The sequence below is a fragment of the Streptomyces sp. NBC_00028 genome (genome assembly GCF_045041065.1).
Lineage (GTDB): Bacteria > Actinomycetota > Actinomycetes > Streptomycetales > Streptomycetaceae > Streptomyces.
Genome location: NZ_CP108293.1, coordinates 6,371,821 through 6,384,125, shown reverse-complemented (window position 1 = coordinate 6,384,125; position 12,305 = coordinate 6,371,821). Strand labels below are relative to the sequence as shown.

Genomic DNA, 12,305 nt, shown 5'->3' with positions numbered 1-12,305 from the left:
GTATGTGCGGAATCTGCACTCGACTCTACTGGGGAGCCGGGACCGGTTCGGACACGAGTTCGGGGGCGCCACGGCCGGCCAGCCGCTCGCGCCAGGCGGTGAGGACGGCCTCGTCGGTCGCCGGGGTGGCCAGGGACACGACCACGTAGGCGGCGAGGGACGACAGCAGGCCGTAGTAGACGGGTTCGTTGGCGAGGATGCCGTAGCCCGCCATCAGGCCGATGACCGCGAGGCCGCCGACGATCACGGACGCGAGGGCGCCGTACACCGTGCCGCGCTTCCACAGCAGACCGCCGAGGATCGGCACGAGGAGGCCGCCGACGAGCAGGTTGTACGCCACGGTCAGCGCCTCGACGACGTTGTTGAGGGCGATGGCCGTGCCGATGACGCCGACGCCCATGATGAGGATGAAGGCGCGGTTGCCCGCCACCTCGTCCCGCTCGCCGCCCGTGGCCTTTCCGCGCAGCCGCGACCAGATGTCGTTGTTGGCGACCGTCGCGCAGGCGATCAGCGCGCCGGAGGACGTCGACATCACGGCGGCGAGCGCGGCGGCCAGCACCAGGCCCCGTACGCCGACCGGGAGTTCGTCCTTGACGATGGTGGCGAAGGCGTCGTCCGCGTTGGCCAGGTTGGGGTAGAGGACCTTGGCAGCCGTGCCGATGACGGCGCCTGCGAGGGCGTAGACCAGGCAGTACGTACCCGCGACCGTGCCGCCCCACTTGGCGGTCGTGTCGCTGCGGGCTGTGAAGACGCGCTGCCAGATGTCCTGGCCGATGAGCATGCCGAACGTATAGATCAGCACATAGGTGAAGATCGTCTCGCCGCCGATGCCCAGCGGGTCGAAGTACGAGGTGGGCAGCTTGGCCTTCATCTCGCCGAAGCCGCCCGCCTTGACGACCGCGATGGGGAGCAGCAGGAGCAGTACGCCGATCGTCTTGACGACGAACTGCACCATGTCGGTCAGGGTGATCGACCACATGCCGCCGAGCGTCGAGTACGCGACGACGATCGAGCCGCCGAGGACGATCGCGACGGTCCGGTTCATGTCGAAGAGGACGTCGAAGATCGTGGCGTAGGCGATGGTGGAGGTGACCGCGAGCATGAGGGTGTACGCCCACATGACGAGGCCGGAGATGACTCCGGCCCGGCCGCCGTACCGGAGATCGAGCATCTCGGAGACGGTGTAGACCTTGAGGCGGGCGATGCGGGCGGAGAAGAAGACGCTCAGCGCCAGCAGTCCGAGGCCGATGGTGAAGACCATCCAGGCGCCGGAGAGGCCGTACTGGTAGCCGAGGCCGACGCCGCCGATGGTGGAGGCGCCGCCGAGGACGATGGCGGCCATGGTGCCGGAGTACATCGCGGGGCCGAGGCGGCGGCCCGCGACCAGGAACTCGCTCTTGGACTTGGCGCGGCGCATGCCCCACCAGCCCACGGCCAGCATGCCGAGCAGATAGACAACGATCACTGTGTAGTCGACGGCCACAGGGCCCTCCTTCGCTCGGGTCTCGCCGGCGGGTGACGAGCACCGACACTAGGTGGCCGGAAAGCGGCTGCGAAGTGTACTTTTCATCCATTGAGGCCGTTCGGAGTGAAGGAAACGCACACCATGCCGGACCCGGCCGTCCCGCCCACCCCACCCGTCCCGCTGGCCGCACTCCTGGCCCGCGAGGACCTCGCGCTGCGGCAGATCGCCGGCCCCGTGGACCCGGCCGCCGTCATCCACTGGGCGCACACCTCGGAGATGGCCGACCCGTACCCGTATCTGCTGGGCGGCGAGCTGCTGCTGACCGCGGGCGTGCATGTGCCGGAGGCGGCCGGGTCGGGGGCGTACTTCGACGACTACGTCGCCCGGATCGTGGCTGCGGGCGGAGCGGCTCTCGGCTTCGGCGTGGCGCCGGTGCACGACACGGTGCCGCGCGCCCTGGTGGCGGCCTGCGACGCCTATGAACTCCCCCTGATCGAGGTCCCGCCCCAGACCACGTTCTCCGGCGTGGCCCGCGCTGTGTGGCAGCTCATGGCCCAGGCCCGCCTCGCCGAACTCCGCCGCGTGACCGAGGCCCAGCAGAGCCTCGCCGCCGCCGCGTCCCGCCCGGACCCGGTGCCGTCCGTCCTGCGCCAACTGGCCCAGCGGGTGGGGGGACGGGCGGTGCTGTACGGGCCGGAGGGGACGGAGATCGCGGCGGCGGGGCGGGCCGTGGAGGACGGCGCCCGGCTCGCGCTGGCCGAGCTGGCCCAGGTCGTACGCCCCTCCGGTCCCGGCACCCCCACCTCCGCCACGCACAGCGCCGCCGGCACCCACCTCGCCGCCTACGCCCTCGGCGCCGGTCAGGGCTTCGTCCTCGGGGTGGCCGCCCCCGCCCGCGAGCCCGGCGACCACACGATCGCCTCCGTCGCCGCCGTCCTGCTCTCCCTCCTCACCGGCGAGCACCAGAGCGGCTCGGGAGCGGCCCGCTCCTCGGCGCTGGTACGGCTGCTGCTGGGCGGCCGGCCCGAGGAGGTGGCGGTGCTGCTGGGGGCCGGGCGCTGGGTCGTGGTGCACGCCCGCCCCGACGCGCAGACGCCGGACGCCGTGGCGGCCTCCGCGCTGGGCGCCGCGCTCGGGTCGCCGCTGGTCGACGTCGCGAAGGACGTCGTACGCGTCCTCGTGCCGGCCGAGCGGGAGCCGGCCGCCCCGCAGCCCGGCTGGGCCCTGGGCGTGAGCGCCGCCGTCGAGCCCCGTGGCTGGGCCGTCGCCGACACCCAGGCCGCCCGCGCCCTGGCCCGTGCCCGCGCCACCCGTGCCCCGCTCGTCCGGCACGACGGTCGCGCCCGCCTGGCCGCCCTGGTCGCACCCGACGCCGCCGAGGCGCACGCCCGCGCCCTCCTCGCGCCCCTCGCCGGCTCCCCCGCCCTGCTGGACACCCTGCGCACCTGGCTGTCCCTGCACGGCAGTTGGGACCGGACGGCCGTGGCGCTCGCCGTGCACCGCAACACCGTGCGGCAGCGGGTCGCCAAGTGCGCGGGGTTGCTCGACGCCGACCTCGACGACCCCGACGTACGCATGGAGTTGTGGTTCGCCCTGCGTGAGTGACCCGCGTCCCAGCGTCCGGGACACCCGGCACGTGCACAGTCGCCTGCCTCACAATGGACCCCATGCCGATACCCGGGACTCCCAGCCGCGCCGAGCTCGTCGACCACCTTGTACGGACCCGCATCGCGGGCGACGTCGCGACGCCCCGAGAGAACAACCTCTCCCACTACCGTCAGCTCGCCAACGGCAACCGCCACTACTGGCTCGGCCTGGAGCTCGGCGACCGCTGGAGCGACGAGCAGGACGTGCTCGCGGTGATGGCGGAGCGGGTGGGTGTCAACGACGACCCCGAGTACCGGTACGGCCAGGACACCATCGACCCCGAGCTGACGGTGGACGGGCTGGAGCGCATGGCGGCGCGGCTGCGGAAGGCGGCGGAGGGACAGCAGCGGGTGCTGTTCGCCACCGGTCACCCGGGCGGCCTGCTGGAGGTGCACCACTCCACCGCCGTCGCGCTGCGGGCGGCCGGCTGCGAGATCGTCGTCATCCCGGAGGGGCTGCAGACGGAGGAGGGGTACGTCATGCAGTTCGCCGACGTGGCGATGCTGGAGCACGGCGCCTCGCTGTGGCACACCCACTCGGGCGAGCCGATGAAGGCCATCCTGACGGGCATGGAGCGCGACGGGCGTCCGCTGCCGGACCTGGTCGTCGCCGACCACGGATGGGCCGGGTACGCCGCCCAGCACGGCGTCGACTCCGTCGGGTACGCCGACTGCAACGACCCCGCCCTCTTCCTCGGCGAGGCGGAGGGCACCGTCCAGGTGACGGTCCCCCTCGACGACCATGTCGTCAGCCCGCGGCACTACGACCCGATGACGGCGTATCTGCTGGCGGAGGCGGGCCTGAAGTGACCCTGAAGTGACCCGCCCTTAAAGGCCCTCAGGGCCAGGGGTTCAGCCCCTCCGTCCGCTGCTGCGCGTGCCCCGGCGTCGGGTCCAGGTAGACCCTCGTCACGCCGGGGAACTCCGCCCGCAGCCGGAGCTCGGCCTGTTCGCAGGCCCACTCGATCTGGGCCGCCGTCGACACGTCCCGGAAGTCGACCTTGGCGGCGACCAGCGCCTCGCGCGGCCCCTGGACCAGGGTCGTCAGCTCAAGGACGGCCTCGATGTGCTCCACCGCCAGCAGCTCCGCCCTGATCCGCTCCCGCATGGACCGCGGCAGCGGACGGCCGATGAGCAGCTCGGCGTTGGAGCGCCCGAGCACCCACGCCACGCACAGCAGCAACAGCCCGATGAGCAGCGAGGCGACCCCGTCCCACACGCCCGAACCGGTGAGCTGGCCGCCGAGCAGCCCGCCCGCGGCGAGCACGAGGCCGATCAGCGCCGCGGAGTCCTCCAGGACGACGGCCTTCACGGCGGTGTCCGGGGTGTGGCGCAGATAGCGCTTGAACGGCGTCCGGAAGCGGGCCGCCTCCCCGCGGGCCTGCTTCAGCCCGGTGCGCAGCGAGTAGCCCTCCAGCAGGAAGGCGACGCCGAGGACGATGTACGAGACGAGCGGGTCGCCGAGGTCCTCGCCCTCGACGAGGGTGTGGATGCCGTCGTACAAGGAGAAGACCGCGCCGCCGACGAAGGTGGCGACGGCGGCCAGCATGGCCCAGATGTAGCGCTCGGGGCCGTAGCCGAGGGGGTGTTCCTCGTCGGCGGGCTTCTCGCTGCGCTTCAGGGCGGTGAGCAGCAGGACCTCGGTGACGGTGTCGGCGACCGAGTGCGCGGCCTCGGAGAGCATCGCGCTGGAGCCGCTGATCACACCGGCGACCGCCTTGGCGAGGGCGATCCCGAGGTTGGCGACGGCGGCCACGATCACTGTGAAGGTGCTCTCGCCGCCGCCCGTTGCTGTTTCTGCTTCCGCTGCGGTCATGCCCCTCAGTGTTGCCGAGGTGCCCGGACCACGCCTTCCTGGATCACCGAGATGGCGAGCTGTCCGTCCTGGGTGTAGATGCGCGCCTGGCCGAGGCCGCGGCCGCCGTGCGCGGACGGCGACTCCTGGTCGTACAGGAGCCATTCGTCGGCGCGGAAGGGCCGGTGGAACCACATCGCGTGGTCGAGGGAGGCGCCGACGACGTCCCCGGTCGCCCAGCCGCCGCGCCCGTGCGCGAGCAGGATGGAGTCGAGGAGGGTCATGTCGGAGACGTAGGTGGCGAGGACGACATGCAGCAGGGGGTCGTCGGCGAGCTTGCCGTTGGTGCGGAACCAGACCTGCGAGTGCGGCTCGCGCGGCTCACCGAACCTCCCGTACGGCGGCTCGTCGACATGGCGCAGGTCGATCGCCTCGCGGGCCTCGATGAACCTCTCGACGACCTCGGGGGCGATGTGGTCGTACCCCCGCAGCCGCTCGGCGGAGGTGGGGAGCGTGGCGGGGTCGGGGGCGGCCGGCATCGGAGCCTGGTGGTCGAAGCCCTCCTCGTACCTCTGGAAGGACGCCGACAGCGCGAAGATCGGCTGGCCGTGCTGGACGGCGACGACCCGGCGGGCGGTGAAGGAGCGGCCGTCGTTCATGCGCTCGACCGTGTAGACGATCGGCGCGCCGGGGTCCCCGGGGCGCAGGAAGTACGCGTGCAGGGAGTGGGCGAGGCGGTCCTCGGGGACGGTCCGCCCGGCGGCGACGAGCGCCTGGGCCGCGACCTGACCGCCGAAGACGCGCGGGACGATGGCGGGCCGGGACCGGCCGCGGAAGATGTTCTCCTCGATCTGCTCCAGGTCGAGCAGATCGAGGAGACCCTGTAGTGCCTGACTCATGCAGTCATTTCTACTGGTCAGCAGTTGCGGGGGTCTTACGGACCCGTGTCCTGCGTTCTTACAGACCCATGTCCTTGGCGATGATCGTCTTCATGATCTCGTTCGTGCCGCCGTAGATCCGGTTGACGCGGTTGTCCGCGTACAGGCGGGCGATCGGGTACTCGTTCATGAAGCCGTAGCCGCCGTGCAGCTGGAGGCAGCGGTCGATGACGCGGTGCGCGACCTCGGTGCAGAACAGCTTCGCGGAAGCGGCCTCGGCCGGGGTCAGCTCGCCCGCGTCCAGCGCCTCGGTGGCACGGTCGGCGACCGCCTCGGCTGCGTCGACCTCGGCCTTGCAGGCGGCCAGCTCGAACTTGGTGTTCTGGAAGGTGGCGACGGGCTTGCCGAAGACCGTGCGGTCCGTGACGTACTGCTGGGCGAACCGGACGGCGGCCTTGGCCTGCGCGTAGGCGCCGAAGGCGATGCCCCAGCGCTCGGACGCCAGGTTGTGGCCGAGGTAGTAGAAGCCCTTGTTCTCCTCGCCGAGCAGGTCCTCGACGGGCACCTTCACGTCGACGAACGCCAGCTCGGCGGTGTCGGAGGTGCGCAGGCCCAGCTTGTCGAGCTTGCGGCCGATCGAGTAGCCCTCGGCCTTGGTGTCCACGGCGAAGAGGGAGATGCCGTGGCGGCGGTCCTCGGCGGTGGAGGCGGCGGTACGGGCGGCCACGATCACGCGGTCGGCGTGCACGCCACCGGTGATGAAGGTCTTGGCGCCGTTGAGGACGTAGTGCGTGCCGTCCTCGCTCAGCTTGGCGGTGGTCTTCATGCCCGCGAGGTCGGAACCGGTGCCCGGCTCGGTCATCGCCAGCGCCCACATCTCCTCGGCGGAGACGAACTTCGGCAGGTAGCGCTTCTTCTGCTCGTCGGTGGCGAGCATCTTGATGTAGGGCAGGGCGAGCAGCACATGCACACCGGAGCCGCCGAAGTGGACGCCCGCGCGGGCCGTCTCCTCGTACATCACGGCCTCGAACTTGTACGAGTCGATGCCGGCGCCGCCGAACTCCTCCGGCACGTTGATGCCGAAGAGGCCCAACTCGGCGAGCTTGTAGTAGAACTCGCGCGGCGCCTGGCCGGCCGCGAACCACTCGTCGTAAACGGGGACGACCTCGGCCTCGATGAAGGCCCGGAGGGTCTCCCGGAACGCCTCGTGATCCTCGTTGAACACCGTACGGCGCACGTCCGCCACCTCCACCTGGCTCAGGGTCGCTTGTCTAAGCGCTTGCTCAGAAGATAAAGGTACCGGCCGGTAGGGAGGGCCGTCCAGGCCGTCCGGGGGAACCCCTCCGTAACGCTCGTCACTCCCCCGCCGCCCCGAAGGCCCCCCGGGCCATCCGGTGCAGCAGCACCGCCGTGACGCCCCGCCCCGGGAGCGCGCCCGGCCGGCCCAGATGCGGGGTGGAGTTCAGGAGGCCGAAGACCGAGTGGACGGCGGACCGCGCGGTGGGCTCCGTCAGCGCCGGGTACACCTCGCGGACGACCTCCACCCACAGCTCCACGTACTGCCGCTGGAGCTGGCGGACCAGCTTGCGGTCGCTGTCGCGCAGGCGGTCCAGCTCGCGGTCGTGGAGGGTGATGAGGGGGCGGTCGTCCAGGGCGAAGTCGATATGGCCCTCGATCAGGGAGTCGAGGACGTCCGCCGCCGAGGAGCCGTCCGCCTCGGCCAGTCGCCGCCGCGCGCCCCGCAGCAGCTGCTCGCTGATCCCCACCAGCAGCTCCGCCAGCATCGCGTCCTTGCCCGCGAAGTGCCGGTAGAGGCCGGGGCCGCTGATGCCGACGGCGGCCCCTATCTCGTCCACGCCGACGCCGTGGAAGCCGCGCTCGGCGAAGAGGCGCGCGGCCTCCTTGAGGATCTGCTCGCGCCGGGTGGGGGCGTCGGTTCTGGTGGCCATGGAAGCAATTCTAGACAGGGAGGTTAGCGGTCGTTAACCTGAAGGAAATGGTTAACGCTCATTAACAGTCGACCACTGGGTGAGGGGACCGCAGGATGCACGAGGCACCGGAGCTGACGAGCGCGGCAGAACCCGCGTCGGAGGCCTGGCGGGCCAACGAGGAAGCGCACCTCGCACTCGTCGGGGAGCTGCGCGGCAAGCTGGCCGCCGCTCGGCTCGGCGGGGGTGAGAAGGCGCGTGCCCGGCACACCGCGCGCGGCAAGCTGCTGCCGCGCGACCGTGTGGACACCCTCCTCGACCCGGGCTCGCCCTTCCTTGAGCTGGCCCCGCTCGCCGCCGACGGGCTGTACGAGGGGCAGGCCCCGGCCGCCGGTGTGATCGCCGGGATCGGGCGGGTCAGCGGGCGCGAGTGCGTGATCGTCGCCAACGACGCGACCGTCAAGGGCGGCACGTACTACCCGATGACGGTGAAGAAGCATCTGCGCGCCCAGGAAGTCGCCCTGGAGAACCGGCTGCCCTGTCTGTATCTGGTGGACTCCGGCGGGGCCTTCCTGCCCATGCAGGACGAGGTCTTCCCCGACCGCGAGCACTTCGGGCGGATCTTCTACAACCAGGCCCGGATGTCGGGCGCCGGCATCCCCCAGATCGCCGCCGTCCTCGGCTCCTGCACGGCCGGCGGTGCCTATGTGCCCGCGATGAGCGACGAGGCCGTGATCGTCCGCAACCAGGGCACGATCTTCCTCGGCGGCCCACCCCTGGTGAAGGCCGCCACCGGAGAGGTCGTCACCGCCGAGGAGCTGGGCGGCGGCGAGGTCCACTCCCGGGTCTCCGGCGTCACCGACCACCTCGCCGAGGACGACGCCCACGCCCTGCGGATCGTGCGGAACATCGTCGCCACGCTCCCCGCGCGCGGGGCGCTCCCGTGGTCCGTGGAGCCGGCCGTGGAACCGAAGGTGGACCCGTACGGTCTCTACGGCGCCGTCCCGGTCGACTCCCGCACCCCCTATGACGTACGCGAGGTCATCGCGCGCGTGGTCGACGGCTCGCGCTTCTCGGAGTTCAAGTCCGAGTTCGGGCAGACCCTGGTCACCGGCTTCGCCCGGATCCACGGCCACCCGGTCGGCATCGTCGCCAACAACGGCATCCTGTTCTCCGAGTCCGCCCAGAAGGGCGCCCACTTCATCGAGCTGTGCGACCAGCGCGGCATCCCGCTGGTGTTCCTGCAGAACATCTCCGGGTTCATGGTGGGGCGTTCGTACGAGGCGGGTGGCATCGCCAAGCACGGCGCGAAGATGGTCACGGCCGTGGCCTGCACGCGCGTGCCGAAGCTGACGGTGGTGGTCGGCGGCTCGTACGGCGCCGGCAACTACTCCATGTGCGGCCGGGCCTACTCGCCCCGCTTCCTGTGGATGTGGCCCAACGCCAAGATCTCGGTGATGGGCGGCGAACAGGCCGCGTCGGTCCTCGCGACCGTCAAGCGGGACCAGCTGGAGTCCCGCGGCGAGAACTGGCCCGCGGAGGACGAGGAGGCCTTCAAGGACCCGATCCGTGCGCAGTACGACCATCAGGGGAATGCCTACTACGCGACGGCCCGCCTGTGGGACGACGGGGTCATCGACCCCCTGGAGACCCGCCAGGTGCTGGGTCTCGCCCTGACCGCCTGCGCGAACGCCCCGCTGGGTGACCCCCAGTTCGGCGTCTTCCGGATGTGAGGACCCATGTTTGACACCGTTCTTGTGGCGAACCGCGGCGAGATCGCCGTCCGCGTCATCCGGACCCTGCGCGCGCTGGGCGTGCGCTCCGTCGCCGTCTTCTCCGACGCCGACGCGGACGCCCGGCACGTCCGGGAGGCCGACACGGCGGTACGACTGGGCCCGGCACCGGCCGCCGAGAGCTATCTGTCCATCGAGCGGCTGCTGGAGGCCGCCGCGGCGACGGGCGCCCAGGCCGTCCACCCCGGCTACGGCTTCCTCGCCGAGAACGCGGCCTTCGCACGCGCGTGCGCCGACGCCGGGCTGGTCTTCATCGGCCCGCCCGCCGAGGCCATCGCCCTCATGGGCGACAAGATCCGCGCCAAGGAGACGGTGGCCGCGGCGGGGGTGCCGGTGGTGCCCGGCGGCCGTGACCCGGAACTGGCGGCGGCTGCTCGCGACCTGGGCGCCCCGGTGCTGCTGAAGCCGAGCGCCGGCGGTGGCGGCAAGGGCATGCGGCTGGTGCGGGATCTGTCGGTGCTGGACGACGAGATCGCCGCCGCCCGCCGCGAGGCCCGCGCCTCCTTCGGTGACGACACGCTGCTGGTGGAGCGGTGGATCGACCGCCCCCGGCACATCGAGATCCAGGTCCTGGCCGACGGGCACGGCAATGTCGTCCACCTCGGCGAGCGCGAGTGCTCCCTCCAGCGCCGCCACCAGAAGATCATCGAGGAGGCCCCGTCGGTCCTCCTGGACGAGGCCACGCGCGCGGCGATGGGCGAGGCGGCGGTCCAGGCGGCGCGCTCGTGCGGCTACCGGGGCGCGGGCACGGTGGAGTTCATCGTCCCCGGCAACGACCCCGCCTCCTACTACTTCATGGAGATGAACACCCGCCTCCAGGTGGAACACCCGGTCACCGAACTCATCACCGGCCTGGACCTGGTGGAGTGGCAACTGCGGGTGGCGGCGGGCGAGCGACTGGACTTCGGCCAGGAGGACGTACGGCTCACCGGGCACGCGATCGAGGCGCGCATCTGCGCGGAGGACCCAGCGCGCGGCTTCCTCCCCTCAGGCGGCACGGTGGTGCGGCTGCGCGAGCCGCAGGGCGACGGCGTCCGCACGGACTCCGGGCTCAGCGAGGGTGCGGAGGTCGGCAGCCTGTACGACCCGATGCTGTCCAAGGTGATCGCGTACGGCCCCGACCGCGCGACGGCGATCCGCAAGCTCCGCGCGGCCCTCGCGGACACGGTCACGCTGGGCGTACAGACCAACGCGGGCTTCCTGCGCCGCCTGCTGGCCCATCCGGCGGTGGTGGCGGGCGAGTTGGACACGGGCCTGGTGGAGCGCGAGGTGGACGGCCTGGTCGCGACGGACGTACCGGAGGAGGTCTACGAGGCGGCGGCGGCCGTACGCCTGGAGGCCCTGAAGCCGCGAGCCGGAGACGGCGACGGCTGGACGGACCCCTTCTCCGTGCCGAGCGGCTGGCGGCTGGGCGGCACGCCCAGGCCGGTCGCCTTCCCCCTCCGCGTCCAGGACCCGGTGGAGTACACCCCGCGCGGCACCGCGACCGTCACGGACGACCGGGTGAGCGTGCTGCTGGACGGCGTCCGGCACACCTTCCACCGCGCCGCCGACTGGCTCGGCCGCGACGGCGACGCCTGGCACGTGCGGGACCACGACCCGGTGGCCGCGTCCCTGTCCGGCGCGGCCCACGCGGGCGCCGACTCGCTCACCGCGCCCATGCCGGGGACGGTGACGGTGGTGAAGGTCGCCGTGGGGGACGAGGTGGCGGCGGGCCAGAGCCTGCTGGTGGTGGAGGCGATGAAGATGGAGCACGTCATCTCCGCCCCGCACGCGGGCACGGTCGCCGAACTGGACGTCAAGCCGGGCACGACGGTCGCGATGGACCAGGTGCTGGCCGTCATCACCCCCGTGGAGGACGAGACATGACACTCCCCATGGTCGTACCGCAGGAAGGCCTGCCGTCGCGCGTCCGTATCCACGAGGTCGGCGCCCGCGACGGCCTGCAGAACGAGAAGGCGACCGTCCCGACGGACGTCAAGGCGGAGTTCGTCCACCGCCTCGCCGGAGCGGGCCTGACGACGATCGAGGCGACCAGCTTCGTCCACCCCAAGTGGGTGCCCCAACTGGCGGACGCGGAGCAGCTGTTCCCGCGACTGGCCGACGTGAAGGCGGATCTGCCGGTCCTCGTCCCGAACGAACGCGGCCTGGAGCGCGCCCTGGCGCTGGGCGCGACCCGGATCGCCGTCTTCGCCAGCGCCAGCGAGTCGTTCGCGAAGGCCAACCTCAACCGGACGATGGACGAGGCGCTGGCCATGTTCGAGCCGACGGTGGCACGCGGGAAGGAGGCGGGCGTCCATGTCCGCGGCTACCTCTCCATGTGCTTCGGCGACCCCTGGGAGGGCGCGGTGCCGGTCCCGCAGGTCGTCCGGGTCTGCCGGGCGCTGCTCGACATGGGCTGCGACGAACTGAGCCTGGGCGACACGATCGGCGTGGCGACCCCGGGCCATGTACGGGCGCTGCTGGGGGCGTTGAACGAAGAGGGAATCCCGACGTCCGCGCTCGGCGTGCACTTCCACGACACCTACGGCCAGGCGCTCGCCAACACCTACGCCGCCCTGGTGCACGGCGTCACCACGGTCGACGCCTCCGCCGGCGGTCTCGGCGGCTGCCCGTACGCCAAGTCCGCCACCGGCAACCTCGCCACCGAAGACCTCGTGTGGATGCTGCAAGGCCTCGGCATCGACACCGGGGTCGACCTCGACCGTCTTGTCGCCACCAGCGCCTGGATGGCCGACCACCTGGGCCGACCCAGCCCGTCCCGCACCGTTCGAGCCCTGTCCCACAAGGAGCAGTGACC

Annotated in this window: 10 protein-coding genes; 5 read left to right on the top strand and 5 right to left on the bottom strand. The window is 71.8% G+C overall.

All coding sequences use genetic code 11. From position 1 onward, the window contains the following. Nucleotides 1-25: 25 nt before the first annotated feature. Nucleotides 26-1,483: a sodium:solute symporter gene (locus OG885_RS28775; protein ID WP_405736740.1), complete on the bottom strand. Its 1,458-nt coding sequence runs from the start codon at nucleotides 1,481-1,483 to the stop codon at nucleotides 26-28. A gap of 123 nt (nucleotides 1,484-1,606) precedes the next feature. Here OG885_RS28775 and OG885_RS28770 point away from each other — a divergent pair, with 123 nt between their 5' ends. Together OG885_RS28770 and OG885_RS28765 are read left to right on the top strand one after the other, a co-directional pair. Continuing rightward, entirely contained in the window at nucleotides 1,607-3,070 is a 1,464-nt protein-coding gene (locus tag OG885_RS28770; protein WP_405736737.1) for a PucR family transcriptional regulator ligand-binding domain-containing protein, read from the top strand. Nucleotides 3,071-3,132: 62 nt separating this feature from the next. After that, the gene (locus OG885_RS28765; RefSeq protein ID WP_405736734.1) at nucleotides 3,133-3,921 is read left to right on the top strand and encodes a phosphatase; all 789 of its coding nucleotides are present in this window, start codon (nucleotides 3,133-3,135) and stop codon (nucleotides 3,919-3,921) included. Between the two features lie 28 nt (nucleotides 3,922-3,949). Here the strand turns inward: OG885_RS28765 and OG885_RS28760 are convergent, their stop codons facing one another. From OG885_RS28760 to OG885_RS28745, 4 genes are all read right to left on the bottom strand, one after another. Further along, nucleotides 3,950-4,927 (bottom strand): cation diffusion facilitator family transporter, encoded by a 978-nt coding sequence (locus tag OG885_RS28760; RefSeq protein WP_405736731.1) that lies wholly within the window; start codon nucleotides 4,925-4,927, stop codon nucleotides 3,950-3,952. A 5-nt stretch (nucleotides 4,928-4,932) separates the two neighbouring features. Continuing rightward, the gene (locus tag OG885_RS28755) at nucleotides 4,933-5,805 is read right to left on the bottom strand and encodes an acyl-CoA thioesterase (RefSeq protein WP_405736728.1); all 873 of its coding nucleotides are present in this window, start codon (nucleotides 5,803-5,805) and stop codon (nucleotides 4,933-4,935) included. A 58-nt stretch (nucleotides 5,806-5,863) separates the two neighbouring features. Then, a complete protein-coding gene (locus OG885_RS28750) occupies nucleotides 5,864-7,021 on the bottom strand; it encodes an acyl-CoA dehydrogenase family protein (protein WP_194075874.1) in 1,158 nt (385 codons plus the stop codon). Nucleotides 7,022-7,139: 118 nt separating this feature from the next. Further along, the gene (locus tag OG885_RS28745) at nucleotides 7,140-7,733 is read right to left on the bottom strand and encodes a TetR/AcrR family transcriptional regulator (RefSeq protein ID WP_399961889.1); all 594 of its coding nucleotides are present in this window, start codon (nucleotides 7,731-7,733) and stop codon (nucleotides 7,140-7,142) included. Between the two features lie 95 nt (nucleotides 7,734-7,828). Here OG885_RS28745 and OG885_RS28740 point away from each other — a divergent pair, with 95 nt between their 5' ends. The 3 genes from OG885_RS28740 to OG885_RS28730 are packed head-to-tail and all read left to right on the top strand — an operon-like array spanning nucleotide 7,829 to nucleotide 12,303. Continuing rightward, nucleotides 7,829-9,445, top strand: coding sequence for a carboxyl transferase domain-containing protein (locus OG885_RS28740; protein WP_405736725.1), 1,617 nt, complete (start codon nucleotides 7,829-7,831; stop codon nucleotides 9,443-9,445). Nucleotides 9,446-9,451: 6 nt separating this feature from the next. Next, entirely contained in the window at nucleotides 9,452-11,374 is a 1,923-nt protein-coding gene (locus tag OG885_RS28735; RefSeq protein ID WP_405736723.1) for an acetyl/propionyl/methylcrotonyl-CoA carboxylase subunit alpha, read from the top strand. Further along, nucleotides 11,371-12,303, top strand: coding sequence for a hydroxymethylglutaryl-CoA lyase (locus OG885_RS28730; RefSeq protein WP_405736721.1), 933 nt, complete (start codon nucleotides 11,371-11,373; stop codon nucleotides 12,301-12,303). Before OG885_RS28735 ends, OG885_RS28730 begins: the two co-directional genes overlap by 4 nt. The last annotated feature ends 2 nt before the right edge of the window (nucleotides 12,304-12,305 follow it).

Excerpts from the sequence above, each read along its gene's own strand:
- OG885_RS28770 (WP_405736737.1), top strand. The coding sequence starts at position 1,607 with ATGCCGGACCCGGCCGTCCCGCCCACCCCACCCGTCCCGCTGGCCGCA.
- OG885_RS28765 (WP_405736734.1), top strand. The coding sequence starts at position 3,133 with ATGCCGATACCCGGGACTCCCAGCCGCGCCGAGCTCGTCGACCACCTT.
- OG885_RS28760 (WP_405736731.1), bottom strand. The coding sequence starts at position 4,927 with ATGACCGCAGCGGAAGCAGAAACAGCAACGGGCGGCGGCGAGAGCACC.
- OG885_RS28755 (WP_405736728.1), bottom strand. The coding sequence starts at position 5,805 with ATGAGTCAGGCACTACAGGGTCTCCTCGATCTGCTCGACCTGGAGCAG.
- OG885_RS28745 (WP_399961889.1), bottom strand. The coding sequence starts at position 7,733 with ATGGCCACCAGAACCGACGCCCCCACCCGGCGCGAGCAGATCCTCAAG.
- OG885_RS28740 (WP_405736725.1), top strand. The coding sequence starts at position 7,829 with ATGCACGAGGCACCGGAGCTGACGAGCGCGGCAGAACCCGCGTCGGAG.
- OG885_RS28735 (WP_405736723.1), top strand. The coding sequence starts at position 9,452 with ATGTTTGACACCGTTCTTGTGGCGAACCGCGGCGAGATCGCCGTCCGC.
- OG885_RS28730 (WP_405736721.1), top strand. The coding sequence starts at position 11,371 with ATGACACTCCCCATGGTCGTACCGCAGGAAGGCCTGCCGTCGCGCGTC.